The 23812-nt window shown below is 41.0% G+C and carries 21 protein-coding genes and 1 pseudogene; 7 read left to right on the plus strand and 15 right to left on the minus strand.

Features of this window, described 5'->3' with window-relative positions; translation table 11 throughout:
- Positions 1–13 precede the first annotated feature (13 nt).
- On the minus strand, positions 14–805 hold the full coding sequence (locus ACN9MR_RS07595) for an MBL fold metallo-hydrolase (protein WP_426329005.1): 792 nt from the start codon (positions 803–805) through the stop codon (positions 14–16).
- Positions 806–1243: 438 nt separating this feature from the next.
- Entirely contained in the window at positions 1244–2278 is a 1035-nt protein-coding gene (locus ACN9MR_RS07600; RefSeq protein WP_426329006.1) for a proline iminopeptidase-family hydrolase, read from the minus strand.
- A 462-nt stretch (positions 2279–2740) separates the two neighbouring features.
- Between ACN9MR_RS07600 and ACN9MR_RS07605 the strand changes: the two genes are divergently transcribed.
- Together ACN9MR_RS07605 and ACN9MR_RS07610 are read left to right on the plus strand one after the other, a co-directional pair.
- Positions 2741–3340: an FMN-dependent NADH-azoreductase gene (locus ACN9MR_RS07605; protein ID WP_426329007.1), complete on the plus strand. Its 600-nt coding sequence runs from the start codon at positions 2741–2743 to the stop codon at positions 3338–3340.
- 73 nt (positions 3341–3413) lie between these two features.
- Positions 3414–4796: an alginate export family protein gene (locus ACN9MR_RS07610; protein WP_426329008.1), complete on the plus strand. Its 1383-nt coding sequence runs from the start codon at positions 3414–3416 to the stop codon at positions 4794–4796.
- A gap of 119 nt (positions 4797–4915) precedes the next feature.
- Here the strand turns inward: ACN9MR_RS07610 and ACN9MR_RS07615 are convergent, their stop codons facing one another.
- The 3 genes from ACN9MR_RS07615 to ACN9MR_RS07625 all read right to left on the minus strand — a co-directional run bounded on the left by ACN9MR_RS07615 (position 4916) and on the right by ACN9MR_RS07625 (position 8472).
- A complete protein-coding gene (locus ACN9MR_RS07615) occupies positions 4916–6703 on the minus strand; it encodes an amidohydrolase (protein WP_426329009.1) in 1788 nt (595 codons plus the stop codon).
- Between the two features lie 57 nt (positions 6704–6760).
- Positions 6761–7450: a hydrolase gene (locus ACN9MR_RS07620; RefSeq protein ID WP_426329010.1), complete on the minus strand. Its 690-nt coding sequence runs from the start codon at positions 7448–7450 to the stop codon at positions 6761–6763.
- Positions 7451–7599: 149 nt separating this feature from the next.
- Complete coding sequence (locus ACN9MR_RS07625) at positions 7600–8472, minus strand: alpha/beta fold hydrolase (protein ID WP_426329011.1); 873 nt, start codon at positions 8470–8472, stop codon at positions 7600–7602.
- 460 nt (positions 8473–8932) lie between these two features.
- Here ACN9MR_RS07625 and ACN9MR_RS07630 point away from each other — a divergent pair, with 460 nt between their 5' ends.
- On the plus strand, positions 8933–9769 hold the full coding sequence (locus ACN9MR_RS07630; protein ID WP_426329012.1) for a lysophospholipase: 837 nt from the start codon (positions 8933–8935) through the stop codon (positions 9767–9769).
- Positions 9770–9865: 96 nt separating this feature from the next.
- Positions 9866–10792 (plus strand): LysR family transcriptional regulator, encoded by a 927-nt coding sequence (locus ACN9MR_RS07635; RefSeq protein WP_426329013.1) that lies wholly within the window; start codon positions 9866–9868, stop codon positions 10790–10792.
- A gap of 301 nt (positions 10793–11093) precedes the next feature.
- On the opposite strand, the gene ACN9MR_RS07640 is transcribed toward ACN9MR_RS07635, so the two are convergent.
- The 10 genes from ACN9MR_RS07640 to ACN9MR_RS07685 all read right to left on the minus strand — a co-directional run bounded on the left by ACN9MR_RS07640 (position 11094) and on the right by ACN9MR_RS07685 (position 20681).
- Positions 11094–12299, minus strand: coding sequence for an MFS transporter (locus ACN9MR_RS07640; protein ID WP_426329014.1), 1206 nt, complete (start codon positions 12297–12299; stop codon positions 11094–11096).
- A 56-nt stretch (positions 12300–12355) separates the two neighbouring features.
- Positions 12356–12715, minus strand: coding sequence for a hypothetical protein (locus ACN9MR_RS07645; protein ID WP_426329015.1), 360 nt, complete (start codon positions 12713–12715; stop codon positions 12356–12358).
- Between the two features lie 20 nt (positions 12716–12735).
- Entirely contained in the window at positions 12736–13371 is a 636-nt protein-coding gene (locus ACN9MR_RS07650) for an alpha/beta hydrolase (RefSeq protein ID WP_426329016.1), read from the minus strand.
- A 1-nt stretch (position 13372) separates the two neighbouring features.
- On the minus strand, positions 13373–14308 hold the full coding sequence (locus tag ACN9MR_RS07655) for a ring-cleaving dioxygenase (protein ID WP_426329017.1): 936 nt from the start codon (positions 14306–14308) through the stop codon (positions 13373–13375).
- Between the two features lie 387 nt (positions 14309–14695).
- Positions 14696–15055 (minus strand): response regulator, encoded by a 360-nt coding sequence (locus ACN9MR_RS07660; RefSeq protein ID WP_426329018.1) that lies wholly within the window; start codon positions 15053–15055, stop codon positions 14696–14698.
- Positions 15056–15097: 42 nt separating this feature from the next.
- Positions 15098–15490 carry a RidA family protein gene (locus ACN9MR_RS07665; protein WP_426329019.1) on the minus strand — a complete coding sequence of 131 codons (393 nt, stop codon included), beginning with the start codon at positions 15488–15490 and terminating at the stop codon, positions 15098–15100.
- Positions 15491–15606: 116 nt separating this feature from the next.
- A complete protein-coding gene (locus ACN9MR_RS07670; protein ID WP_426329020.1) occupies positions 15607–17268 on the minus strand; it encodes an FAD-dependent oxidoreductase in 1662 nt (553 codons plus the stop codon).
- Between the two features lie 12 nt (positions 17269–17280).
- Entirely contained in the window at positions 17281–18693 is a 1413-nt protein-coding gene (locus tag ACN9MR_RS07675; RefSeq protein ID WP_426329021.1) for an ATP-binding protein, read from the minus strand.
- 39 nt (positions 18694–18732) lie between these two features.
- Positions 18733–19719, minus strand: a complete 987-nt coding sequence (locus tag ACN9MR_RS07680; RefSeq protein WP_426329022.1) for an alpha/beta hydrolase — start codon at positions 19717–19719, stop codon at positions 18733–18735.
- Positions 19720–19892: 173 nt separating this feature from the next.
- The gene (locus tag ACN9MR_RS07685) at positions 19893–20681 is read right to left on the minus strand and encodes an alpha/beta hydrolase (protein WP_426329023.1); all 789 of its coding nucleotides are present in this window, start codon (positions 20679–20681) and stop codon (positions 19893–19895) included.
- Between the two features lie 490 nt (positions 20682–21171).
- On the opposite strand from ACN9MR_RS07685, the pseudogene ACN9MR_RS07690 reads away from it, so the two are divergent.
- The 3 genes and pseudogenes from ACN9MR_RS07690 to ACN9MR_RS07700 all read left to right on the plus strand — a co-directional run bounded on the left by ACN9MR_RS07690 (position 21172) and on the right by ACN9MR_RS07700 (position 23582).
- A pseudogene (locus tag ACN9MR_RS07690) lies at positions 21172–21638 on the plus strand (aldehyde dehydrogenase family protein).
- Positions 21639–21954: 316 nt separating this feature from the next.
- On the plus strand, positions 21955–22761 hold the full coding sequence (locus ACN9MR_RS07695) for a helix-turn-helix domain-containing protein (RefSeq protein ID WP_426329024.1): 807 nt from the start codon (positions 21955–21957) through the stop codon (positions 22759–22761).
- Positions 22762–22784: 23 nt separating this feature from the next.
- Entirely contained in the window at positions 22785–23582 is a 798-nt protein-coding gene (locus tag ACN9MR_RS07700; protein ID WP_426329025.1) for an SDR family NAD(P)-dependent oxidoreductase, read from the plus strand.
- The last annotated feature ends 230 nt before the right edge of the window (positions 23583–23812 follow it).

Genomic DNA, 23812 nt, shown 5'->3' on the forward strand with positions numbered 1-23812 from the left:
ATTTAAAATACTTTTAATTGAATAGTTTGGTTGGTATTCCGGGTTCAAGCAAAATTAGCCGGTGTCCGATACCCAGAATATTGAAAGCCTCCCGCAGATTATCATTGTTCTCGGTATAATGTGACCAGCCTTCAGCGTGGACGGGCACAATTATGGCGTTTTTGAATGCGGCAGCAGTGTCCAGTGCATCGTTGGTGCTCATTGTCAGATTGAAAGGACCGCGAGGGCGTGCTGCGCCTGCAAAAATAAAAACATATGAGGGATTTATCTGTTCGGCCAGTTTTTCGATCTCGTTGTAGTAAACTGTATCCCCTGTTATGTACAGACTCTGCCTGATTTCATTTTCGATGCTTAAGTGAAAACCAATAACTTCGCCGGTTATTGGTTCTATACCTGCCGGCCCATGCCTAGCAGCTGTGGCTGTAATAACCAGACTTCCACCAACAGGAATTTGGAATTCCCGACATTCTCCGGGCGCTAAGCCAATGCTGTTGGCTCCAAGTCGTTTTGCACCCGACTTTGTTGTTAGAACTACGCCTGCCCGAGTTAAAAAGGATCGACCTGCATTATCGAGATTATCAAAGTGATGATCATGGCTGAGTAAAACTATTTCGACTAATCCTTCGGGAATCTTCGCTGGTCCTTTAAGCTTGGTTTCAGTCATATTCTCATTAAGTTTGAAAAAACTACCGGCCTCGTCCAATGTCGGGTCTGTCATTAATCGCAAGCCTCCTATTTCAAAAATCACGGTAGGACCTCCAATGTAAGTCGCTGAAAAAGATTGTTTGTTCTTCAAGTTCATCATGCATGTATTTTAATCAACGAATTTTTTTTCTGACCATCTCCCGTAATGGACAGATGGTTATTATGGATTACTTTCTACTCAGATTAAGGATTGAACATTCCGGCATTTTATAAAGTAGTTCAAAATCTGATTTGATTGACTGATTTGTATTTTTCATACGAAATTCGGTTCCGGCCAATCTGCTTCTGTCTTCAACCGAAATTTGTAGCCTAACGAAGGCCCTCTCGGTGCAATGGGCAAAATTAATTTGGCCAGAAAAGAATATCGTGAAGTATGCGAGTACCACTCCGGCAAGACAGGCTAGTTTTTTCATTTTAATATTCATGGCTAAAATTTAATATAGGCTAAAAATTATACTGCTTTACAAAGAATACAGGTTGAGGAAATTATCTGCGCATATCTCAATTTATTTTCATAAGATCATAACCGTTACCGCTACTATTTTTTATCCGCTGCAAAATGTTGCGTGTCTACATCTTTTAAAAAACCAATAAGCGCATTGAAGTAATTGCTTTGATCATCGTACATAGACATATGACTACCCATCGGACATAGGTAGAACCTGCTGTTTGGAATCAATTGTGCTTCCTTTTTCATGCTTTCCGGGTTCATCTCGTCATACACACCGCCAAGTACCAGTGTTGGCACCTTGATTTGGGGCATTTTATTCCAAAAACTCCAGTTTATCAAGTTGCCAGTTACATGAAACTCATCTATGCCCTGCATTTGCAAGTATATGGTTTGGTTGGGCTTTTTAAATGTTCTAATTAAGGGTTCCGGCCACTGTTCAAGAGGCATTCGGCAAATTACTTTAGTATAAAGTTTTTCATTTAATAAAGACGCATAGCGGGGAGAGGAATAAGCTTTAGCATTATCCAACGAATCAAACAATTGTTTTTCCTTTTTTGTAAACAGCCTGGATTTTAGCACAGCACTATAGTCAACAAAGTCTGCTATGCTTCCTGTCATATTTGAAAGGACAGCACCCTTTACATGTTTCTGGTATTTGTATAGATATTCCATCGCCAATAAACTCCCCCAGGAATGACCCAAAATGTAAAAGTTTTCTAGACCCAAACCTTTTCTAACCTGCTCCACTTCTTCAACAAACCGTGGGGTGTTCCAAAGTGTTGTATCTGTAGGAGCATCAGAAAGGCCACTGCCCAATTGATCATAATAATAAAATTCGATATTTTCTTTTGGTAGAAAGTCTTCAAAACATTCAAAATAGTCGTGTGAAAATCCCGGCCCACCGTGTAGAAGCAATACTTTGATTTTGCCTGTTCCAACCTTCTTTGTCCACACCTTATATTTTCCGTCAACTGAGATAAGTTTGCTGCCTCCTGTTTTTATTTCGCTTAGGGTGCCTGTTTGCGATTCCTTTCTAGATTGGGGAGATCCGCAGGCAAATATCATTGAAATTAATGCGACAAATAACAGTACTGTAAGAAGGGATTGATGCTGTGTTTTCATTTTATATTGTATTAAGGATATTCTACCAGCTCCTTATTTTCATGTCTCATATATGATCATTCAGAGGGTAAACTTGCAAAACAAAATTAGTCCGGGACCCATCATGTTTTATATAATGCAAATCATATAACTTATCAGGATTGTGATAATGGAGTATATTCATTCATTTTTTGTCCTACTTCGAGTATTTTAAAATTCATTCGGATGTTCCATTTTCTTTAGACCTGAGTTGTCGGAAACGGGATCATAATTTATATCCCGGTTTTGTCGAGGTGCCTTATTTTCTGCCATCAATAAACTAATATATCATATCATTTAAATGTGATAAATGCTATGCTGTGCCGTTGTAATTTTACTCCAGACGATCAAGAAAACAAGATCATATCAGCCCATGGCTAAAGTTAGGATAGTGGATATCGGTCGTAGATTAATTAAATAAATGTTTAACAAAAATTATCAATTATGCCCAATATCCTGCATATCATTTCCAGCCCAAGAGGGGAGGCGTCAAATAGTATTAAACTTTCAGAAGCTATTATCGAAAGGCTTCAATTAAACTATCCATCAGCAGCGCTGCACACCAAAGATCTAACCAAATCGCCATTCCCTCACTTAGAGGAAGTTCATCTAAATGCTTTTTTAACACCTGTAGAGCAGCATACTGAAGAGCACAGGGAAGCCATAAAACATTCCAATTTAGCCATTGAAGAGTTAATGAACGCAGATTTTGTAGTTATTGGCGCACCGATGTATAATTTCGGGATTTCTTCAACGCTTAAGGCCTGGTTTGATCACGTAACCCGTGCAGGCATTACCTTTAAATACACGCAACAGGGTCCTGTAGGACTGCTTAGCGGAAAGCAGGTTTATCTTGCCATTACAACCGGCGGAATATACAGTTCAGGAGCGAACGTTGAAAATGATTTTTTAACCCCTTACTTAAAATTTATGTTGGCTTTTATTGGAATGGATAACGTGACCGTGTGCAGGGCGGAGGGTTTTGCTTTGTCAGAAACTCGGGATAACGCTTTAGAAAAAGCTATAGGAAGAATCCAGATTTAAGGAGCGAAGCAAAAACTTAAAGAAGGAATTTCGCATTAGGTTTTGGCGAAATAATCACTTAATCATTGGCACAATGAACGGGGTTAAATGTTTATTCCGATTAGCAGCTATCGTTGCGCTTATGGTATTCATTCCGAAAAAAATGCAGGCTCAGCATTTTATGTTGCTTAGGTTTGAAGAGGATTATCATCACCTGTCGGATTCAACCCGAAGTTTCTATAACCGACTGAAGTATTCACAGCTTTCATCTAATCCTGCTCTTAGCCTTTCATTTGGCGGTGAAATACGCTCTGAGTGGGCAGTGAAAGTGGATGAGAACTGGATTGCCAACGAAGGATTCAATCACTCCTTTCTTAATCGTTATTCCTTACATGCCGGAGTAAATTATGGAAGAAAGTATCGGTTTTTTGTTCAGTTAAACAGCAGCCTTGAAAACGGTAGTCGCAATGCAGTTTCCACTACGGATGAGGATAAGCTCAATGTTCAGAACCTTTTCTTGGATTACGATTTTTCGTCGGCTCCGGCGCTAAAACTCTTGCTAAGGATTGGGCGTCAGGAACTTGATTATGGTTCCGGACGGTTGGTCTCCGTTAAAGATGGCAATAATAGTCGACAGTACTTTACCGGATTGAAATTGTCTTATATTAAACCTCGGTTAAAAATTGACGCTTTTGTATTAGCAGCAGATAAAATCCATCCCGGCCTGTTTGATAACAAAACAAAGATACAAGGAAACCTTTGGGGCGTTTATTCGGACGTGAGGTTGGCAGAAACCGGTAACTTTAACATCTACTATCTGGGTGCGATGCGAGAGCAGTCTCAATTTGAATCTGGGATGGGTCGGGAACTTCGGCATACCCTTGCGATTCGTTACTGGAAAGAAAGTAACCGTGTTAGATATAATCTCGAGACAGCCTACCAGTTCGGAAAGTTTGGTCATAATGAAATCAGTGCATGGACTATGGCAATTGAACTGGGCTATGTATTTAAGCAACTCAAATTTAAACCCACATTAAGCCTGCGGAATGATTACATTTCGGGCGACAAAAATATTCTGGATAAAAAATTAAATAGTTTTAACCCTTTGTATCCGAAAGGGGGCTACTTCGGATTTAATCCATTAATTGGGCCATCAAACCTTATAGATATACATCCATTCCTAACACTCCATCCAAGTGAGAAACTTTTATTTCAAGTTGATCTGGTCTATAACTGGCGGTATTCACTTCAGGACGGAATCTTTCATCCAAGTGGAAGTTTTAATATCGGAGGCTCCAGTTCACCGGCACGTTACATCGGCACAACCTATTTATGGAGTGCAGATTACCAGATAAACAAATACCTGTCTATAAGTTTCGGCTATCAATTTTTTAGAGTAGGTCGTTTTCTACGGGATGTCATCCCCAATAGTGCTAATTCCAAATTCTTTAATACGCAACTCTCATTCAAGTTCTAGGGCAATTTTTGCAAATACGCTGATTTCATGAACGCTAGGAATGGGCTAAATGCAAAAAAGGCAAATACTTAATTAAAAGTTTTGCCTTCAATGCAGCGTTACAATTTTATATCGGTTTTTTAATGGCTTTGGTAGCCACCATAGAAGTTAATTGGGCTCCAGCTGGGTATTGCACTTGGGATTTTCGGAGCAAGTTTTTGATATTCCTGTGCACCGTATACAACCTTACCGTTCAGAATGGTCAGGATTGAGTGAATATCTTTTATTTCATCCTCCTTTATGCCAAGGTAATCCGAGTTAAGAATTGCCAGATCTGCCAGAAAATTTTTCTTTAGCATGCCGCGTTCATTGTCCTGATGTATTAATGAAGCGCTTCCCAGGGTATATATTTTCAGCGCGGATATTCTATCGACCTGATTTTCACTGGATGCGAATTTCAATCCACCTAATGACTTTCCGGATACAAATTGATATATCCCAATCCAAGGGTTGAAACTTGATACCCTAGTACCATCTGTACCGCCCCCAACACGTATGCCCTTCTCTAACATTCTGCGGACTGGGGGGGTATGGAGCGCAGCCTTTTTGCCATATCTTGAAACAAATCCCTCTGCTTGGAAAGCCATTCTGTCCTGAATCGCCACACCACCACCTAAAGCCTTTATACGATCCAGATTTGCATCACTCACAGTTTCCGCATGGTCAAAAAACCAGGTCAGTCCGTTAAATGGTGTTTCATGGTTTACCTGTTCCATAACATTCAAAAACCTGATGATGCTCTCATCATAAGTTGCATGCAATCGAAATGGCCATCGGTTTTTCACCAGTTCAGTTATCACTGCCTTTAGCTGATTCTCCATGGCCGGAGGGAGTTCAGGTCGCGGTTTGAGGAAATTTTCAAAATCCCCGCCCGACGCTACTAAGTTTTCTCCTGCACCCTGGACATGGTATTCAGTTTTCTTGCCTTCAAATGAATCATCCGTTTGGTGGTCCGAAATAACAACCATACCAATCCATTTCAGGTAGTCTTCCAATTCTGTTCCCGGTTTTTGAGCAAATAAATAGTATGGTAATCTTATATTTAATTCTCCCTTCTTCGATAACATATCGGTAATCTGATAGTCGTCTGGAAAGTTCTGGAATCCCCCTCCCGCATCCATTACACTTGTTACCCCCAAAGAATTTAAATCGGATATGAACCGTTTTGTGGAATTGATTTTTTCTTCCATGGTGAGTTCTGGAAGCTTTGATAGTGTAGAATACAATATAAAAGCACTGGGCTCGGCAATCAAAAGTCCGGTAGGCTCCCCATTTGGATTCTTTTGTATTAGCCCCCCAATTGGATTCGGCGTATCACCGGTAATACTCAAAGCCTGAATACCCGCCTTATTTAAAAATGCCTGTCCATACAGATGCAGGATGAAGGTTGGAGTAGCTCCTGTAGCGGTGTTGATTTCATCTAGGGTAGGGAGGCGTTTTTCTTTGAACTGGAACTCACTCCATCCGCCTACAACTCTTACCCATTGTCCTTTGGGTGTACGCAATGCCTGTTCTTTAAGCATTGATAATGCCTCTGCCAATGTGGTTAATCCGTCCCATCTCAGTTCCGCATTGTAAAATCGTCCACCGCGAATCACATGAAGGTGCGAATCATAGATTCCTGGTATCACTGTTTTTCCCCTGGCATCTATCACCTGAACATTTTTGCCGATGTATTTTCTTATTCTTTGGTTACTTCCAAGTTCAATAATTCTATTACCAGCAATAGCAAGTGCTTCAACAGTTGGTTGTTGATCATTCAGTGTAATAATTTTACCGTTTAGGATGACTTTGTCTACCTTTTGCTGGGAAAATATACTTCCAGAACATACAATGATCAAAAATAGGGTTGTTTTAATTCGTTTCATGAACTGCTTTGATCAAAGGGACAATGCACGCATTGTCCCTATATAACTTATAATTATTTAATGTTTGATCATTTCCTTCGCATATTGGATACCAATTCCATATGCTCCTCCATACTGTTTGATGAGGTCGGTAGTGGCATTGTAAGTTTCTGATCTCGCCCAGTCACGTTGTAGTTCTAAAAGATACTGAAGCGATGTTATGGGTTGCACACCCGCTTTAACCATTCTTGTAACGGCCTGATCATGTGCTTCGGTAGAAACATCACCACTGGCATCTGTAATTACATAAACGGTGTAACCTTCATTAATAGCTGATAAGGCCGGCCCGACTATGCAAACACTTGTCCACAGACCACCCAAAACCAATATTTTTTTGCCCTTGCCCGTAATTGCCTTATGCGCATTTAGATCTTCCCAGCAATTCATGGTTGTTCTATCAATAACAGTGGTAGAAGCAATCGGATAAAATGAACTGATTTCAGGAAATACAGGACCGCTGAATGATTTTGCCGCCACAGTTGTGACCACAGTTGGAATATTGAAAATTTTGGAGGCGCCTGCGGTTAGGGCCGCATTGTTTCGAAGCACTTCAATGGACTGATTCTTGACGGCGAATGCCATCTGACTTTGATAGTCTATTAAAACCAGTGTATGGTTAGTAGGGTTTAATAATTGCGGACTCGGCTTTTGTGCAAATCCGTAAAGTGAAGTTATAAGACTAATAGATAACAGAATTAATTTTTTCATATTGATTTGATTTTGTGAATAGTTAGGGATGATAGCAAATGTGTACATGCGGGGTTTTCGTGTTTATTAAGAACCGCATATATTAATTTGGGATGATGTTATGGAAGCGAGGGTATAAAGTTCTTTGGCTTAATTTCCTTGAAGCTTTATTATCTTTTAACCTTACGGTCTAAAAAATCTTCAATTGCTGCTGCCATTTCATCCCCCTTACTTTCAAGGGCAAAATGGCCTGCATCATACAAATGGTATTCAAGATTTTTTACATCCTTCTTGTATGCTTCAGCGCCACTTACAGGAAAAATGTAGTCGTTTTTTCCGTAAACGATGAGCATTTCGGGGTTATGGTCTCTAAAGTATTGTTGCCATTTAGGGTAGTTAGGTGGATTGGTTCCGTAGTCATAAAATAAGTTCAGTTGGATCTGATTATTTTCCGGTCTTTCAAGATGACGCAGATCAATCTCCCAATTATCCGGACTTACCACTGAAGTATCAGGCACCCCGTGAGTATATTGCCATTTTAGTCCATCTGGCTGATGAAAGGTTTCGAGCGTGCTTTCAGCTGCTTTATCATTTCTGTCTTTCCAGTATGCCTTGAATGGATCCCAGAAAGTTTCCAGGCCCTCTTCATAGGCGCAACCGTTTTGAACAATTAATGTGTCAATTTTTTCTGGACTTGCAGAAGCAATTCTCCAGCCCACTGGGGCACCATAATCCATCAGGTAAAGGCTGTACTTTGATATCTCCAGCTTTTGAAGCAAGGTGGTTATAATCTCTGCAAAGTTATCAAATGTATATTCGAAGTTTGCAATCGGAGGCTGTTCACTTCTGCCATACCCAGGATAGTCTGGGGCGATTAGATGATATTTGTCCGATAAGCTGTCCATCAGGTTGCGGAACATGTGCGAGGATGTTGGGTAACCGTGTAACAGCACTAATGTTGGAGCTGTTTTCAGTCCGGCCTCTCGGTAGAAAATATTGACACCGTTAATGTCAATGAAGTGATACGTGGTTTGATTTTTCATAATTTTCCAATTAAATTTATCTTAATAGTGAGTGTACGCTACCATAACTGATCTGTCATCGTGGCATATCAAAAGTACCGGCCAATGCTAAAATTTGTATATAAGGCTATTTATACTAGGTATTATTAAAATCATAAATACATCGCATCAAGATTCAAACATAAGGTGATCACTAAAAGGTTCGTGGTTGGGCCGAGCTGCCAAAACACAACACCGGAATTTTTTCTGCATCAGCTTCCAAATTTGTGATTTCCTGGTCAAGCTTTCTTTAATATCCAACTCCGATATTTTCAGAGTTTACATTAATGAAACTCCGAAAAAATTGGAGTTTTTTTTAATGTTTAAACCAAAATGCATTTTTATAATTATTTTATTTATCTGATAATCAATGTGTTAAAATAAATTCTGTTTGCATTCCCTTTTTTATTATTTATGGCACATAATTGACTGGTGCTTAGTTATGAAGTCACAGAATGAACAAACTGCAACATTTGCAAACCAGAATGGCCAGCACATTTTTTATCGAAACTGGAATAGCCCCAGCCAGCTCAAAGGGATAATCGTTATTATTCATGGGCTGAATTCACATAGTGGGTATTACGAAGAATTTGCATCTCAGCTTAACGGAGAGGGGTATGAGGTTTATGCTATGGACCTGATCGGTAGGGGTCGCTCAGAAGGCGAAAGGTATTATATACCTGATTTTCATGGAGTGTTATCAGACATCGATACCCTGATTAATATTGTTGTATCCAGGCATCCAAGCATTCCCGTTTTTTTGCTTGGGCATAGCGCTGGAGGCGTTTTTTCTGCCGCTTACGCTGTGGAAAATCAGCATAAGCTTCAGGGCTTAATCTCAGAAAGCTTTGCATTTAAAATTCCGGCGCCGGCACTTGCTCTAGCGGCCATAAAATTTCTTGCCCGTTTTATTCCTCATGTCCGTTTGGTCAAATTAAAAAATGAAGATTTTTCCAGAGATGCAGCCCATGTGCTTAAAATGAACAATGACCCATTGTTGAGCCATGAAAAGCAACCTGCAAAGACTATGCAGCAACTTTTGCTCGCATCCGAATATCTTAAAGAAGAAATGAGTTTGATTAAGCTCCCGCTACTGATCCTTCATGGTACTGCAGATGGCGCAACTTCGCCATCCGGAAGTGAATACTTCGAAAAACACGCATCCTCTTCAAATAAGCTATTGAAACTGTATGTAGGGCATTATCATGACCTGCTCAATGACAAGTACAATGGACTTGTTACACGGGACATTATACACTGGCTAAACGACGCGATATAAGTTGAGCAGCAGGACAGCCAAGAGACAAACTCTTTTGGTATGGTACTGCAACAAGTTGTAACGAACGATTAATAAAAAACCTTAAACCAACAAACAATGATTAATCTAGAATGGTTCAGAACCTTTAAAGTAATTTATGAAGCCGGAACACTATCGGCTGCAGCAAAGGACTTATTTATTTCCCAACCAGGTGTTAGCCTGCATTTAAGCTCACTTGAATCTTTTGCCGGCCATCGGCTTTTTGACCGGGATACCCGAAAAATGGTAGCTACAGAAAGGGGGACAATGTTGTATAATTTTATCATCGACCACATGAATAAGCTGGAAGAAGCGGAACATATCTTCCGGAGAAAGTCGAAGGCTGAAAAACCGACTGTCAGTGTGGGTATGTCAATGGAAATATTTCAGCACGTATTGGAGTCCAACATCACAGATTTACCCTTCAATCTGGTTACCAGGTTTGGTGACTGTCCGCAGATGCTGCAGGATTTGAATAATGGCACATTAGACTTGATTCTTACGACGCAAAAGGGCACTCAGCACAACCTGGATTATAAGCCGTTCAATACAGAAAAGATTATACTTATTTGTGGAAATCAGACCGATACAAATGAATTTGAACAACTCCTTTCACAAGATAATCGCCCGGCGCTGAAAGATTGGCTGAACAACCAAATTTGGTATACCACTGCGTATGATATGGAATATCTTAAAAATTTCTGGTCAGCAAGTTTCGACGCATTACCGAGTTTCAGACCAAAATATGTGGTGCCTTCTTTCGCGTCAATTTTAAGGTGTATGTCCAATAGTAAAGGTTTTGCCGTTGTACCCGATTTCCTGTGTGGTAAAGAACTCGCAGAAAAAGGTATAAAACTGGCATGGGAGGGAAGTCCGCCATTAGAAAACACACTTTATTTTGCCAAGCGCAAAAATACTGCGTATCCGGACGAGATTAAATACCTTGAAGATATTTTAAACAAAAATTGGCCTGTTGGTATGGAGAAGTTATCATTGGTGGATTAGTGGATGCTGATACATTCTATGATGGATAGATCCATGGCTGATTTTCACTGCTGGAAAGGGTATTTCTGGATTTTAACCTCGTTACGCAACATGGTTATAACCATTTCCATTTGGCTTGAAGCTGTTGAATAAAGATTCTTGATTAAACAGTTGCCACAGGATTTAATTGAAATGACCTTGTATTTTATAAAACAATTCGTGTTTCGGAGGCTCAGTGTGTGATCAGATTAAAATCTAAGCGATATGGGGCTTCTTTCCGAATAAGGAATGTATATCATACGGATACCCCATAAACCTTTGATTATTTTCCATTAATAAAGACCGAATTTGCTGGAATACCATTTTTCTTCCATATGCGAATTGAGATGTAGGCTAGAGCTGCTACAGTTGAAATCAAAAACAATAACCCGGTGGATAAGTTGATGCTTAGCAATGCGAACATTACCAATGGGCCAATGCCGTAGCCCCCAAAAAGAAATCCTGTCCCATGAGCAGCGGGAGACAAAAGCGTTTGCCTTCCCTGAGGAAGCTTAACAAGGCCCATGAATAATGGTTGACTACAACCGAATCCAATTGAAATAACAGCCAGTAGGCATTCGGCCAGCCCCAGCGACAAATCCCCCCATAGTAGTAAAAGCCCTAAAATGGTTAGTCCCATAGTGGCGTATAAAAAGGTTATCATTTTCTTATCCATCTGCAAATGGTGGAATAGAAAAGATAATGCAAAACCCGGAAAACCAAAAATAAACAGTTCGGTTGCAATCTCAGATTCATTCAGGCGATATTGAACTGTGAAATAATGGCTGATCCAAACAAAAACCCCGGAATGAAACAGACCTGTCAAAAAAGAAAAGCTATATATAAATCCGGCATTGCGCTCAAAGGACTTAACATCCCCGGAATTTTCGATGAGTATCCCTGGGGGAATAAATTTCTCTACCTTCTTAAGCAGGCATAAAATCAAAAATAAAGTACATAGTATGCTTAAACATAGATAAAGCATTCGCCAGCCAAATACACCATTTAGCCAACCTCCGATACTTGGGGAGAAAGTCATGCCCATGGCCAGTGCAAAAACAACCGGTACGATACGCTCTAAAGATTTTGGCTTTTTGGTATGGCAAACGTTGTGGAGAATCGTCATTGGCAATAATGCACCTGTCCCAAAGCCGACCAGCGCTCTTGTTATGAGGAAAAAAAATGCAGTCTCGCTAATACTTAACAGATAACATCCTAGTGCCATAGAACCGAGTGAGAGCAACAAATACCCACGAACTGGCACATGAATTTTTAAATAGGCCGTAGCTGTGGCAGCGATAGAAAATGCTATCGCGAACACAGGAATGCCAAGCGCAGGCAATGGTGAGGCAAAGTCTCTTGCTAAACTTGGCGAAAGAGGCGCAATTAAGTAAGCCTGGAACATCACAAGCATGCATGCAAATAAAGTAGTATATTCATAAGTTAAGGATAAAAGTCCTTTGTGGCTGCGCTTTATCTGCTGAATCATCCGTTGAAAATTTATTGTAGACTATAGTTAATGGAATACCGGATTACCGGTTGTTATTATTTGAGGATTATAAATAGCGAGTTTCTGGTTTTGTACTCAAGGTTTTGGCTTCGATGGCCTTTACCGGTAGTATCCTCCATAAGTAGGATCTCGCCCGGCTGAAACTGCCTTTTCTCACCCAGTGAAGTTTCGATTTCCACACCAAGATCGAGCAGCACAACGAATTGCCTTTCAGGGGCTTGATGATAATCATTATAATCGGCTCTAACTGTTCTAAAGATCATTTCTTTGACTTGAAACCGGTCGGAAAGAAAGCCGATGTAGCCGGCATCCAAAAGCGGATATTCAACATCCTGAAAGTTGCTCTCGCCCTCCGCATCTGTATAAACGCGTGTGACTTTGAATGTTTTTGTCATTTTATAAGCTAATTAACTGTTCAAACCTGATTGTAACTGAATATCCAGTCATTCGCGGTGGAAATTTCATTAGGCAGGATAGTGTGTGGCTTATTCTTATAAATTTCCAGTCTGACATTTGCCTGCAGAAGCTCCAGTTGTGCTACAGTCTCTTTAACCCTTTTTAGTGGTACATGCGGATCCATATTTCCTGTAGTAATCAAAACCCGAGTTCCTAAAAAATCACCTTTGTAATTATCATCTACCAAAACTTCTCCAATAAGACCACCTGTAAAAGCTATTGCACCTCCGTATTTGCCTGCATTTCTGCTGATATACTCCAACATCACGCATGCACCCTGTGAAAATCCCAGAAAGAAAATTCTCTCCCGGGCTATACCATAATTTAATGCATGCTTGACGAGCTCACCAACCATTCCCAGTGAAAGATTTACTGATGGCTGATTTGTAGCAATGGGTGCCATAAAACTGTGCGGGTACCAGCTGTTTTGCAATGCTTGTGGAGCAAATACGGCCATTCCTCCAATTTGTAACTCATCAGAAAGCGCCATGATATCTAATGCATTGCCACCTCTTCCGTGAATCATGATGAGTACACCGGTAGCTGATTCAATTGGTTGTCCAGCGGTCAAATAGTTGCTTTGTATTGCGTCCATCTTATGTTAGTTTAGGCAATGTGATTTCAAGGGTCTCACGCAACTGTTCATATTGCTCGGGCAACATCAGCTTTTCACCAAGGGTTTCTATCGGTTCATCGACCATAAAGCCGGGGTTCTCCGTAGCCAGCTCAAATAAAACCCCTCCCGGTTCGCGGAAATATATGGAATAGAAATAGTTTCTGTCAATCTTTTCAGTGACATGTAGACCAAGACCAATAATCGTATCCCGGAACTGCATTAAAATCTTTTCATCCTTTACTCTGAAAGCGACGTGGTGTACCGATCCCATAGATACGTGGCCCGGAATTTCAGATTTCGAAACCAAAATATCCACAATTGCTGCATTTGTAACCGAGTTGGTGATAAAACGGAAGAGATTATCTTTTTGCTCCACTAATTGATAGGCAAATACTTTGGTTAATATATCCGCTGTTGGTGCTAAGTCGTTTAGTGTTAGAGTTATATTGTAAAATCCTTTCAGTGCATTGTTTCCAGGTACTTCTTTAGATGTCCAAGGTTGGCGTATATCTTCCCTTGATGAGCCAATCAGCTCCAAACGAAGTCCGTCGGGGTCGAAAACAGTTAAATATGGTTCATTGAACTTTTCAGCTACATTGAGGTATTTTACGCCGTTACTATCAAAGCGTTGCTTCCAGAAATCAAAACCAGACTTATCTATAGAATATCCTATGGCTGTAGCCTGACGTGTTCCGGGTCGTCCCGCTGGGATTCCCTCATTCGGAAAAAATGTCAAAATGGTACCAGGTGTGCCCGTCTTATCTCCATAATAGAGGTGGTAAGTTTCGGGATCATCGAAATTCACTGTTTTTTTAATAAACCGAAGTCCGAGGATACGGGTATAAAAGTCATAGTTTCTTTTGGCATCACCTGCAATTGCAGTAATATGATGAATACCTTTAATTGTGTTATCCATATTTTTATTTTATTAGAATGCGTTAATTCAATCCTTTATACATTGAAGACCTCTATCTATTGGTTGTTCAGCTTCCCTGACATCATTTCTGTAGCTGATTCCATCAGGTCCTTTAGACTTTCCTGAACAAATTTTCGCCAGATTACCTTAAATTGAATTCATCACCAACATGATTTATTTTGAATAAAGTTCATTTGAAATTTTAAAAATGGAAAATCATACGACTTATACCTGTTATCATTATTTTGATAGTCATCTTGATTGTTCTGGTGGGAATGTTCGTAAAACTACAGTTCATTTTGGGCTGGATCGACCGATTGAGACCAAGAGGGTTATTTCCGTAGCAAAAGTATTGAACGTGGTGATTCTAATCTGACTGGTTTTTGGTTAGGTCTTTCCAGTATGCCTTTCTATAAGGTTATAAAATGAATCAAGGTCGAACGGCTTCCCGATATTCCCGTCAAATAACCAGCGATTCTTTTTTTTGAGAATGCTTTCATCGCAACTCATTGCAATGATGGGGAGGTTAGGGTATAAAGATTTCATTCGACCGCACCACTCTATAGATTTATCGGAAGGTAAAGTGAGGTTAATGAGGATTAGTGAAGGTGCTATATTCTGAATGAGTTTGATCAGTTCCAGTTCGTGCCCCGAGTAACCGATAGCTTCATATTTTTCCATCTCCAGCGCATGACAAAGAACTTCCAGCAGGTTAAGGTTTGGGTCTATGATTAATATCGTTTTCATCTTGACGAATTAAAGGTAATTCTGCAAACCTATACCAGTTGGCTATTTCATGGCTACTATTTTTATCTCCACATATTGCCCAGGTAAAGCCAGTTCCTTTACGCCTATGATCGAACTGGCAATTCTTTTAGGGTCCGGATAAAACTTAGCGCCAATAGCCTTTCTCGCCTGAAAGCCTGCCTGCATGTCAGTTACATAAATTACTTCTTCAATGATATCATCTTCAATATAATTAAAGCCCTTCAAAAGTCTAAGTATATTTGCATAAGCTAACTCCATTTGCTTATCCATCCCTTCTGCTAAAATACCCTTTTCGTCGTGGCCTAACTGGCCTGAAATATAGACCATGTTTCCATTATTTACCGCCTGCACGTAACCGTAATCTTCTTCCCATTTCATGTGGAAAGTGTTAAATTTTTTGTTTTCGTTAATCATATCTTAAGTTATTTTATTGTTAATCGATTTTTCTTTTAATTCAATCGGAAATTGGGCTAATTTCCCTGAGGTGTACACATACAATATTGTCCTTTTAGCTATTTTAAAATTGGCAACTAATTTTCTGCTAAATATTTGTGGACAAAAGAAATTGCCATTGAGCCTTCACCTACTGCCGAAGCTACCCGGCTCATTGCTCCGGAACGTACGTCGCCTGCGGCAAATACACCAGGAATACTGGTTTCAAGTAAATAAGGGTCTCTTTTAAGCTTCCAAAATTGCTCGAACCTGCTGTCGTACCTTAGATTTTGCCCTGTTCTAATAAAGCCATTAACGTCTCGTTCGATAGCCTCTCCGAGCCAGTCGGTAAATGGTTTAGCCCCTATAAATATATACAATGCAGCTGCCTTGTGTTTTTCAAGGCTCTTGCTTTTAATATTTTCGATTAACAAATCTTCCAGGTGGCTTCCGCCTGAAGCTTCCCTTATTTTGCAGTTTGTCAAAACCTCGATGTTGGGCAAGCTTTCGATCTGCTTGATCAGGTAGGATGACATCGTATTCGATAAGCTTTCCCGTCTGATGAGAATATGTACTTTTTTAGCAAATTTAGAGAGGTAAACTGCAGACTGGCCCGCAGAATTGCCTCCTCCGACAATATAAACCTGCTGCCCCCTACAGGAAGTCGCTTCGCTTACAGCTGCTCCATAATAAATTCCGGCACCTGTAAAATCGCTGATGCCCTTGATCTCTAGTTTTTTATAGTCGACTCCCGTAGTTATAATAACTGCCCGGCATTTGATCGAGCTTTGATCATGGAGCGTAATTGTTTTATAGTTATCTGTTTCGCTGATGGATAACACTTCTTTTGGAGAAAGTATTTCCGCACCCAGTCTTATGGCCTGGCTAATCGCCCTGCGGGATAGGTCAGCACCTGTTAATCCGGAAGGGAAACCCAGGTAATTTTCTATCCTGGAACTCGTTCCTGCCTGTCCACCCGGAGCTTTTCGCTCTATTATAAGGGTTTTAAGACCTTCGGAAGCGCCATAAACTGCAGATGCAAGTCCTGCAGGGCCCCCGCCGATAATTACGACATCATACATCTCGGTCATTACTCCGGCATCTGCCCCGATTCCCAAAGCCAGAGCAGAAACATCTGGCTGGATGAAAACTTCTCCATCTTCTGTTATAACCACAGGTAAATTCTCCAAACTTAACCCGTTAAGTTGAAGCAGCAGATTTGCTTCCGGATCTTTCTCGATATCCAGCCATTGATATGGAATCAAATTGCCTGCCAGATAATCTTTAAGTTTGTGCGAAAATGGCGAGTATTGGAAGCCGATTAACTTGATTCCTTTGAATTCAGGGCGGTAATTAGCCTGCCAATCGGATAGGAGTTCATCCAGTACAGGATATAAGCGTTCCCCGGCCGGGTCCCACGGTTTCATAAGGTAATAATCCAACTGAATATGGTTGATTGCCTCAATGGCAGCTTGGGTATCGCTGTATGCAGTCAGCAGTACCCGTTTCGCATCTGGAAAAATGGCCATAGCTTTTTTCAAAAATTCTACGCCCTGCATCTCGGGCATACGCTGGTCGCTGATAAAAATGGCAATTGCTTTGGACTGATTCCTCAATTCGGCAATAGTTTCTAAAGCTTGGTGCGCGGAGCTGTTGCTGATGATCTTATATTTTTTTTCATACTGGGACTTTAAGTCCCTTGTGATTGAATGGAGTACCTGAGGGTCATCATCAATCAAAAAAATTAAAGGTTTTTCCATTTCATTTATGGTTTAATTGCCTGTTTGTTGAGTGTTGATTGGGATGCAAACTGTAAAGACCGTACTGCGGGGAACTGAATACACTTTAACTGATCCACCCTGCCTAAGTATAATCCTTCTTACATTTTCTAGGCCCATGCCTGTGCCTGATCCTATAGGTTTGGTTGTAAAAAAGGGATCAAATATGTTGTTTATGATGTCTTTAGGAATGCCTGGTCCATCATCTGTAAAGCTAACCTTGATGTTGTCGCCCGCAAGTTCGGTCACAATTGTAAGTAATCCTTCTTCGTTTTCAAGCATGCTGTCAATTGCATTGTCGATCAAATTGGTCCAGACCTGATTAAGTTCTCCCGTATGTGCATTTATGGGTGGAACTCCCTCACCATAGCGCTTGTTGATGTGAATTTTTCCAGCCCGGATTTTATGTCCCAGCATACGGATGGTGTTATCAATTCCCTCATGGATATTAGAATATGACCCTTGTTGGCCACGGTCCATGTGCGTGTATATTTTGACAGATCGGACCAGATCCGCTATTCGCGATGAAGCGACGTGAATGTTATGGGCAATTTTTTCGGTAACAAGGGTGTGAGTCAGTTGTTTAAATACGGTTACCAATGCTTTTTGCGGAAGACTCTGTTTGAGAAATTCAAGCGAGTCGCTTTGGATATTGAAATCTGCAAAAACTTCGATCATTTCTTCAGTATAGCTGATGGAATTACGCTCCATCCATTTGGTGATGGAATCTTCTTTTTGATTTTGCTCCTTGTAGGATAGTTCTTTTTCCTGATGCCCGGAGATTATTTCTACAAGCCGGCTTTCAATACTACTTCTTTGGGTATTTACCAAACATTCCGTTGGAAAGAAACTATTGAATAAGAACTCCGCGCGAATATGTTTTTTGAGGGCTGAAGCATCACTGATGAGCGCTGAGGCCGGATTATTCAGTTCATGGGCTAAGCCTGCTGCCAATTTTCCGAGCGAAGCCATCTTGTCATTTTGTTGCTGAAGCGTGGTGTAACTTCTGACCCGGGTATTCATGATATGTACCAATGACTGGGTAAGCTCAAAATGTAAACTGATCATTTCCCGCACCATTGAGGTTTCAAAGGACAGCACTTCGACCTGGCCGAGGGCAAGTGCATTTAATGGTGCGATATCGCTTCTTGAGTAGGGAAGGTATCCGAAGATATCGCCCGTTTCCAGTGTCAAAAAATCCTGCTTCTCGTTTCCACGATACATAAACATTAAAATATTTCCCTTTATTAAAAAGTGTGGCCCATCGATTTTTTTCCCCTGAATACCCACAAAGGCTCCCCCTTCGAATTTTCTGATCTTGCTGTGCTTGATCAGCCAGTTCAACTGGTCATGAGGGATTGTTGAAAGATTTTCAAAATTCAATAATTGCTGAAGAAGGGTTAGCATTGTCTGTTCATCTATGTAATAAATTAGGTCTGGTTACACTTAAGTCCAAAGATATTTGTGTAACTCAGCAGATGCATGCGCAATTTGTGATTTCGCCTGCGCCAGCTTTGCCAAAGGATTAAGCAAGCCAAAATCATGGATCATTCCATTATAGCGTATGGTGGTTACATCGACTCCAGCCTGATCCAGTTTTCGGCCAAATTTCTCTCCCTGATCCCTCAAAATATCAGCTTCTGCTACCTGAATTAATGTTGGCGGAAGCTTTTTAAGTTGCTTGCGGTCTGCAAGAACAGGGGAGATGTAGATACTGCCAAGCGACTGCTCATCGCTGGTATAGTTGTCGAACATCCACTTCATTTTCTGTGAAGTCAAAAACCTATCCCTGCCATATTTTTCATAAGATTTCCAATCTGTGGTATAGCTTGTTACTGGCCACATTAGTATTTGTAGTTTGATCTCTGGCCCGTTGTTTTCAATCCCCCGGATCGCACTTGCGATTGCCATGTTTGCCCCGGCGCTGTTGCCTACAAGCGCTATCCGTGTAGCATCGAGACTATAATCATCAGCGTTTTTTGATAACCAATCCAATGTTGCAGAAATTTCATCCAGTGCCCGTGGATATTTGGCTTCAGGTGATAAACTGTAATTTATAAAAATCCCTGCTGTGCCTGACTGGACAACCAAATCCCTTACCATTCGTCTATGGCTCGGATAGTCACCTAAAATCCAGCCACCACCATGAATGAAAATGAAAAAGGGTAAAGATCCTTTGCTGTTCTCGGGGCTTAAAATATTTAATTTTATCTTATATCCACCTGAATCAATGTTTATTTCAGATTCTTCAATTCCAGAATAGTCGACTTCGCCAGAGGCTTGAAGATCGGCAAAAGCTTTTCTCGCATCAGCAACTGATAAATTTAGTGCGTTGGTCGATACCTGGGCATTAAACGATGCAAGAAATTTTTTTGTTTTTTTTGAAAGTGCTTTATCTTTCTCAACCGGGTATTGTTTTTCAATTTCTTCCATGATGTATAGTTTTCTATTTTCGTTGCCGGTTAATATTTAATAACAGCCCTGAAATACCGTTAGTAAATTTTGATTAAACGAGATTGGAATAGACAAATTTGCTCTGCAAAAAGCGGCTTTGCAGAGCAGTTTAATTATAATCTAAATTCCATCTCTTAATGGTTAAATTCCTGTTATTTGACGGCCGTCGCCGCATCGGTGATAACTTTTGCAACTTGTTCAGGATGTGAAATAAATACGGCATGACTTCCTTTCACCTCCGTAACTTTAGTGTTAGAGCGCTTATACATTGCTTTTTGAATTGAGGGAACGAGTGTCTTGTCCTCGGTAGAAACTACCGCATAGCTTGGTTTTGTTTTCCATGCTGCACTAGTCAGCGGAGTTACAAAACCTTTTACATTAAAGGCACCCTGTGAGGCTGCCATAAACTCAGCCTGCGCCTTGGGAATATCGGCACCGAAACCCGCATGGAATTTTGCCAGATCATAATACACCATTCCTTTTTCATCCGGGTTAAGTATTCCGCTTTCTGGAGCTGGTGGTGCGGTCATTACCCATTGTAGCACCGTTTCGCCTTTGTCCGGTTGAAAAGCTGCGACGTAAACCAATGCAGCAACTTTAGGATGGTCACCCGCCTGAGTAATTACAGCACCGCCGTAAGAATGGCCTACCAGAATCGTTGGCCCATCTTGTTTATCTACTGCAAGTTTAGTGGTCGCAGCATCATCTTCGAGTGAAGTCATTGGATTTTGGACCACCGTTACCTTATAGCCCTTTTTAGTCAGGATAGCATAAACAGCACTCCATCCCGAACCGTCTGCAAAAGCGCCATGTACTAATACAACGTTTTTGATTTTTTGAGCTTGTGCGGATACTTTCTGCGGCGTTATAATCACTGCAAGTAATAACATGGCCAAAGTTCCTACCCTGGCCGGTTTTTGGATTGATAATTTTGTTTTCATGTTTCTTTTTTAAATAATGGTTTAACCGGTACCTCGAAGCAATGGATTCCCAAGCACATTTTTTTTCGGTATATCATGTACAAAGTTGGCGGTTTTTGGAGTCTGGCAAAATCATTTAAATTTTAGCAGTTATTAAAAATATGATGCAATAACCGAGTATCGGTTAAATCTCCCTTTTAGAGAAGAACAGGTAATCCTTAAAAACCTTGTCCAAGAGAATCAGGGCAGAGGTTACCGCGAAAAAGAACGTTGCAAAATAAACAGGAGACTGTGTTGGGAAATAAGGCCACTGGTGGAGATCAGTGGAATTTTGTGTTTAGGGGCTTAATATCGTTGTTGTTTTGGGCAAAGCCGGGTTATCAACTTATACGCCTTCAGGCCTTACACGTAGGACAGGTATCCATTGCTGATGTCTGCCACGATCTAAGTTAAAACCCGTATAGTTAAAGTTGCAGAAGGTTTTAAAGTTGGAGATCTCCGAGAGGAAGATATAAAGATAGGTCCATTGACCAGTCAGAGACAATATGACCGGATCCAGCAGGCAATTTCTAAGGGCATTGAAGAAGGTGCGGAGCTGATCTTCGGATGATTTGGCAATCCGGAGGGGCTTGAAGAAGGATTTTATGTGCGTCCGACCATATTCTGGGGAGTAAACAATAATATGTGGATCGCCAGAAACGAAATATTTGGACCGGTACTTGGTGTAATTGCTTACCGCGATGATTATCAGGCTGGAGCCATAACCAATGACTCGTCATATGGCTCATCGCGTTCATCAATTCAACCACTAAAGAAAGGGCAAATAAAATTGCTAGCCGGTTAAAAGCGGGCCGTGTGCTGATTAATACCCTTAAACATGACCCGATTGCTCCCTTTGGAGGATATAAAGACTCAAGGGCTGGGCAGGGAAAATGGTACCTACGGAATGGAGGAGTTCCTGGAAGCCAAAGTACTTAATTACTGAGTATCAGATCAAGGTATAGAAAGATAATAGATTGTTTTCTATCGGATCACAGACAGATCCAAATCATGAATAGTTAGTTTTGAATAGTTATGAGCAGCCGATGGATGCCGCTGCGCTAACTTTTGTTTTCTTCCTATCAACCGGCTTGTTATGTCAGTTATAGCACTAGCTTAAGTACCTATTTTTCTCTCTTTTATATTGGCCTTTTCAACAAATAAAATTGGACGTTTGAACAAAACTTTACAACTTTTTTTTATAGAAATTTGTATCGTAAATCGGTGGTAGTAGTGCCGCTATAAATTCAATGTTATGGAGTCTCTAGAAAATGAACATCCCCTTTCATATCCCAGGCTTTTACTGAACGAATATTTCGGTAAAAATGTGGAAGGAGAAGCTATGGTTTCCGATCATATTTTCAGCTATATCATCAGCGGATCCCATGAAGTATGGATCGGGGAAAAAAAATATTCTTTCAAGGCTGGGGATTACCGGTTTTTTAAACGCAACCAGTTGACCAAATTTGTTAAGCATACCGAATCAGAAGGCTTTAGATCGATCGCGTTCCACATCGATCAGGCAACGCTCAAAGAAATTTCGGCAGAATATGATCTACAGGTTCAGGGCCACTACCGAGGTGAAGGCGTGAAATTATTGAGCGGTAAAGGTTTTCTAAAAAGTTTTGTGGACACTCTTCAGCCTTATCTTGGAAACGGAAATCTGGATAACGGTCTCCTGCGATTAAAAACCAAAGAGCTTGTACTGATCCTTGCAGAAAGTGATCCTGAAATCAAACACATGCTGTTTGAATTCAGTGACCCCGGAAAACTTGATCTGGAAGCATTTATGAACGGACACTACCGCTACAATGTTCCCCTTGAAAGGTTTGCTTTCCTGACGGGAAGAAGTCTATCGGGCTTTAAAAGGGATTTTGCAAAACTGTTCAATGTTACCCCAAGCAGATGGTTGGTCCAGAAACGCCTTATCGAGGCGCGGTATCTGATCGAGCAGCAGTTCCGGCGGCCGACACAGATTTACCTTGACCTGGGATTTGTAAATATGTCCCACTTTTCATATGCCTATAAGAAAGCATTTGGCAAGGCCCCCTCACATAAATAATACGGATTATACAAAATAAAAAAATGGATTTAAAATTAAAAGGAAAGAGGGCATTGGTTACAGGCTCGAGTTCAGGCCTTGGAGAGGCAATTGTTAAAATGTTGGCGGCTGAAGGCGCAAGTGTGGTGGTACACGGACGAAATGAAGAGCGTGCCAAAAAAGTCAGTGAAGATATTATTGCATCGGGCGGTAAAGCCGATATCGCAATCGGTGATCTGACAACTGATCAAGGTGCTGATGCGGTGGCCAAGGCAGCATTAAAAAACGGACCGATTGATATCCTGGTAAACAATGCCGGCGCAACATCCCATAAATTATGGGGAGATGCTACGACAGCGGATTGGTCTGATATGTACAATAACAACGTGGTTTCTTATGTAAGGATGATCCAGCGCATTGTTCCCCAGATGAAAACATTAGGATGGGGCAGGGTGGTTCATATTGGTGGAGGTCTGGGCATACAGCCGATCAAAGAGCAACCGCATTATAATGCGACTTTAGCCGCCAGGCATAATTTGTCAATTTCTTTGGCCAGGCAGCTTAAAGAGACCGGTATTACATCCAATGTTGTATCGCCTGGAGCAATCATCAATCCTATGGTAGAGGACTGGCTGGTGAGCGCTGCTCCGAAGTTTGGCTGGGGTACCGATCTCGAAGAGATCAAATATAAGGCTGTTCAGGAACTGATCCCCAACGATACTGGCAGATTTGGAGAACCTGATGAAATTGCTGGCGCGGTGGCCTACCTTTGCAGCACCTACGCTGATTATGTAAGCGGTGCAAACATCAGGGTTGATGGCGGTACGATAAAATGTATGTAAGCAGTACTTGGTTTACCTGTAGTTAAAAAAAAATGATAAGGACGGGATCCCCTCCTTGTCATTTTTAGCTGATCCACATTTAACATGCTGGTTCTATTGCCGTCCCTGCTCTATAGTTATTGCTCACTTTACACATATTCCTTTACAATCTGTACCTCAAATGACCTCCGGGACGTACACTTTAAGCCCTTATCGGGTAGGGGTTTACAGATGATGACCTGGTTGTCTAT

The sequence above is a fragment of the Pedobacter sp. R-06 genome (assembly GCF_049913135.1).
Lineage (GTDB): Bacteria > Bacteroidota > Bacteroidia > Sphingobacteriales > Sphingobacteriaceae > Pedobacter.

Excerpts from the sequence above, each read along its gene's own strand:
- ACN9MR_RS07680 (WP_426329022.1), bottom strand. The coding sequence starts at position 19,719 with ATGGAAGAAATTGAAAAACAATACCCGGTTGAGAAAGATAAAGCACTT.
- ACN9MR_RS07640 (WP_426329014.1), bottom strand. The coding sequence starts at position 12,299 with ATGATTCAGCAGATAAAGCGCAGCCACAAAGGACTTTTATCCTTAACT.
- ACN9MR_RS07650 (WP_426329016.1), bottom strand. The coding sequence starts at position 13,371 with ATGGACGCAATACAAAGCAACTATTTGACCGCTGGACAACCAATTGAA.
- ACN9MR_RS07645 (WP_426329015.1), bottom strand. The coding sequence starts at position 12,715 with ATGACAAAAACATTCAAAGTCACACGCGTTTATACAGATGCGGAGGGC.
- ACN9MR_RS07660 (WP_426329018.1), bottom strand. The coding sequence starts at position 15,055 with ATGAAAACGATATTAATCATAGACCCAAACCTTAACCTGCTGGAAGTT.
- ACN9MR_RS07605 (WP_426329007.1), top strand. The coding sequence starts at position 2,741 with ATGCCCAATATCCTGCATATCATTTCCAGCCCAAGAGGGGAGGCGTCA.
- ACN9MR_RS07635 (WP_426329013.1), top strand. The coding sequence starts at position 9,866 with ATGATTAATCTAGAATGGTTCAGAACCTTTAAAGTAATTTATGAAGCC.
- ACN9MR_RS07615 (WP_426329009.1), bottom strand. The coding sequence starts at position 6,703 with ATGAAACGAATTAAAACAACCCTATTTTTGATCATTGTATGTTCTGGA.
- ACN9MR_RS07695 (WP_426329024.1), top strand. The coding sequence starts at position 21,955 with ATGGAGTCTCTAGAAAATGAACATCCCCTTTCATATCCCAGGCTTTTA.
- ACN9MR_RS07700 (WP_426329025.1), top strand. The coding sequence starts at position 22,785 with ATGGATTTAAAATTAAAAGGAAAGAGGGCATTGGTTACAGGCTCGAGT.
- ACN9MR_RS07600 (WP_426329006.1), bottom strand. The coding sequence starts at position 2,278 with ATGAAAACACAGCATCAATCCCTTCTTACAGTACTGTTATTTGTCGCA.
- ACN9MR_RS07630 (WP_426329012.1), top strand. The coding sequence starts at position 8,933 with ATGAAGTCACAGAATGAACAAACTGCAACATTTGCAAACCAGAATGGC.
- ACN9MR_RS07610 (WP_426329008.1), top strand. The coding sequence starts at position 3,414 with ATGAACGGGGTTAAATGTTTATTCCGATTAGCAGCTATCGTTGCGCTT.
- ACN9MR_RS07595 (WP_426329005.1), bottom strand. The coding sequence starts at position 805 with ATGATGAACTTGAAGAACAAACAATCTTTTTCAGCGACTTACATTGGA.
- ACN9MR_RS07655 (WP_426329017.1), bottom strand. The coding sequence starts at position 14,308 with ATGGATAACACAATTAAAGGTATTCATCATATTACTGCAATTGCAGGT.
- ACN9MR_RS07620 (WP_426329010.1), bottom strand. The coding sequence starts at position 7,450 with ATGAAAAAATTAATTCTGTTATCTATTAGTCTTATAACTTCACTTTAC.
- ACN9MR_RS07685 (WP_426329023.1), bottom strand. The coding sequence starts at position 20,681 with ATGAAAACAAAATTATCAATCCAAAAACCGGCCAGGGTAGGAACTTTG.
- ACN9MR_RS07675 (WP_426329021.1), bottom strand. The coding sequence starts at position 18,693 with ATGCTAACCCTTCTTCAGCAATTATTGAATTTTGAAAATCTTTCAACA.
- ACN9MR_RS07665 (WP_426329019.1), bottom strand. The coding sequence starts at position 15,490 with ATGATTAACGAAAACAAAAAATTTAACACTTTCCACATGAAATGGGAA.
- ACN9MR_RS07625 (WP_426329011.1), bottom strand. The coding sequence starts at position 8,472 with ATGAAAAATCAAACCACGTATCACTTCATTGACATTAACGGTGTCAAT.
- ACN9MR_RS07670 (WP_426329020.1), bottom strand. The coding sequence starts at position 17,268 with ATGGAAAAACCTTTAATTTTTTTGATTGATGATGACCCTCAGGTACTC.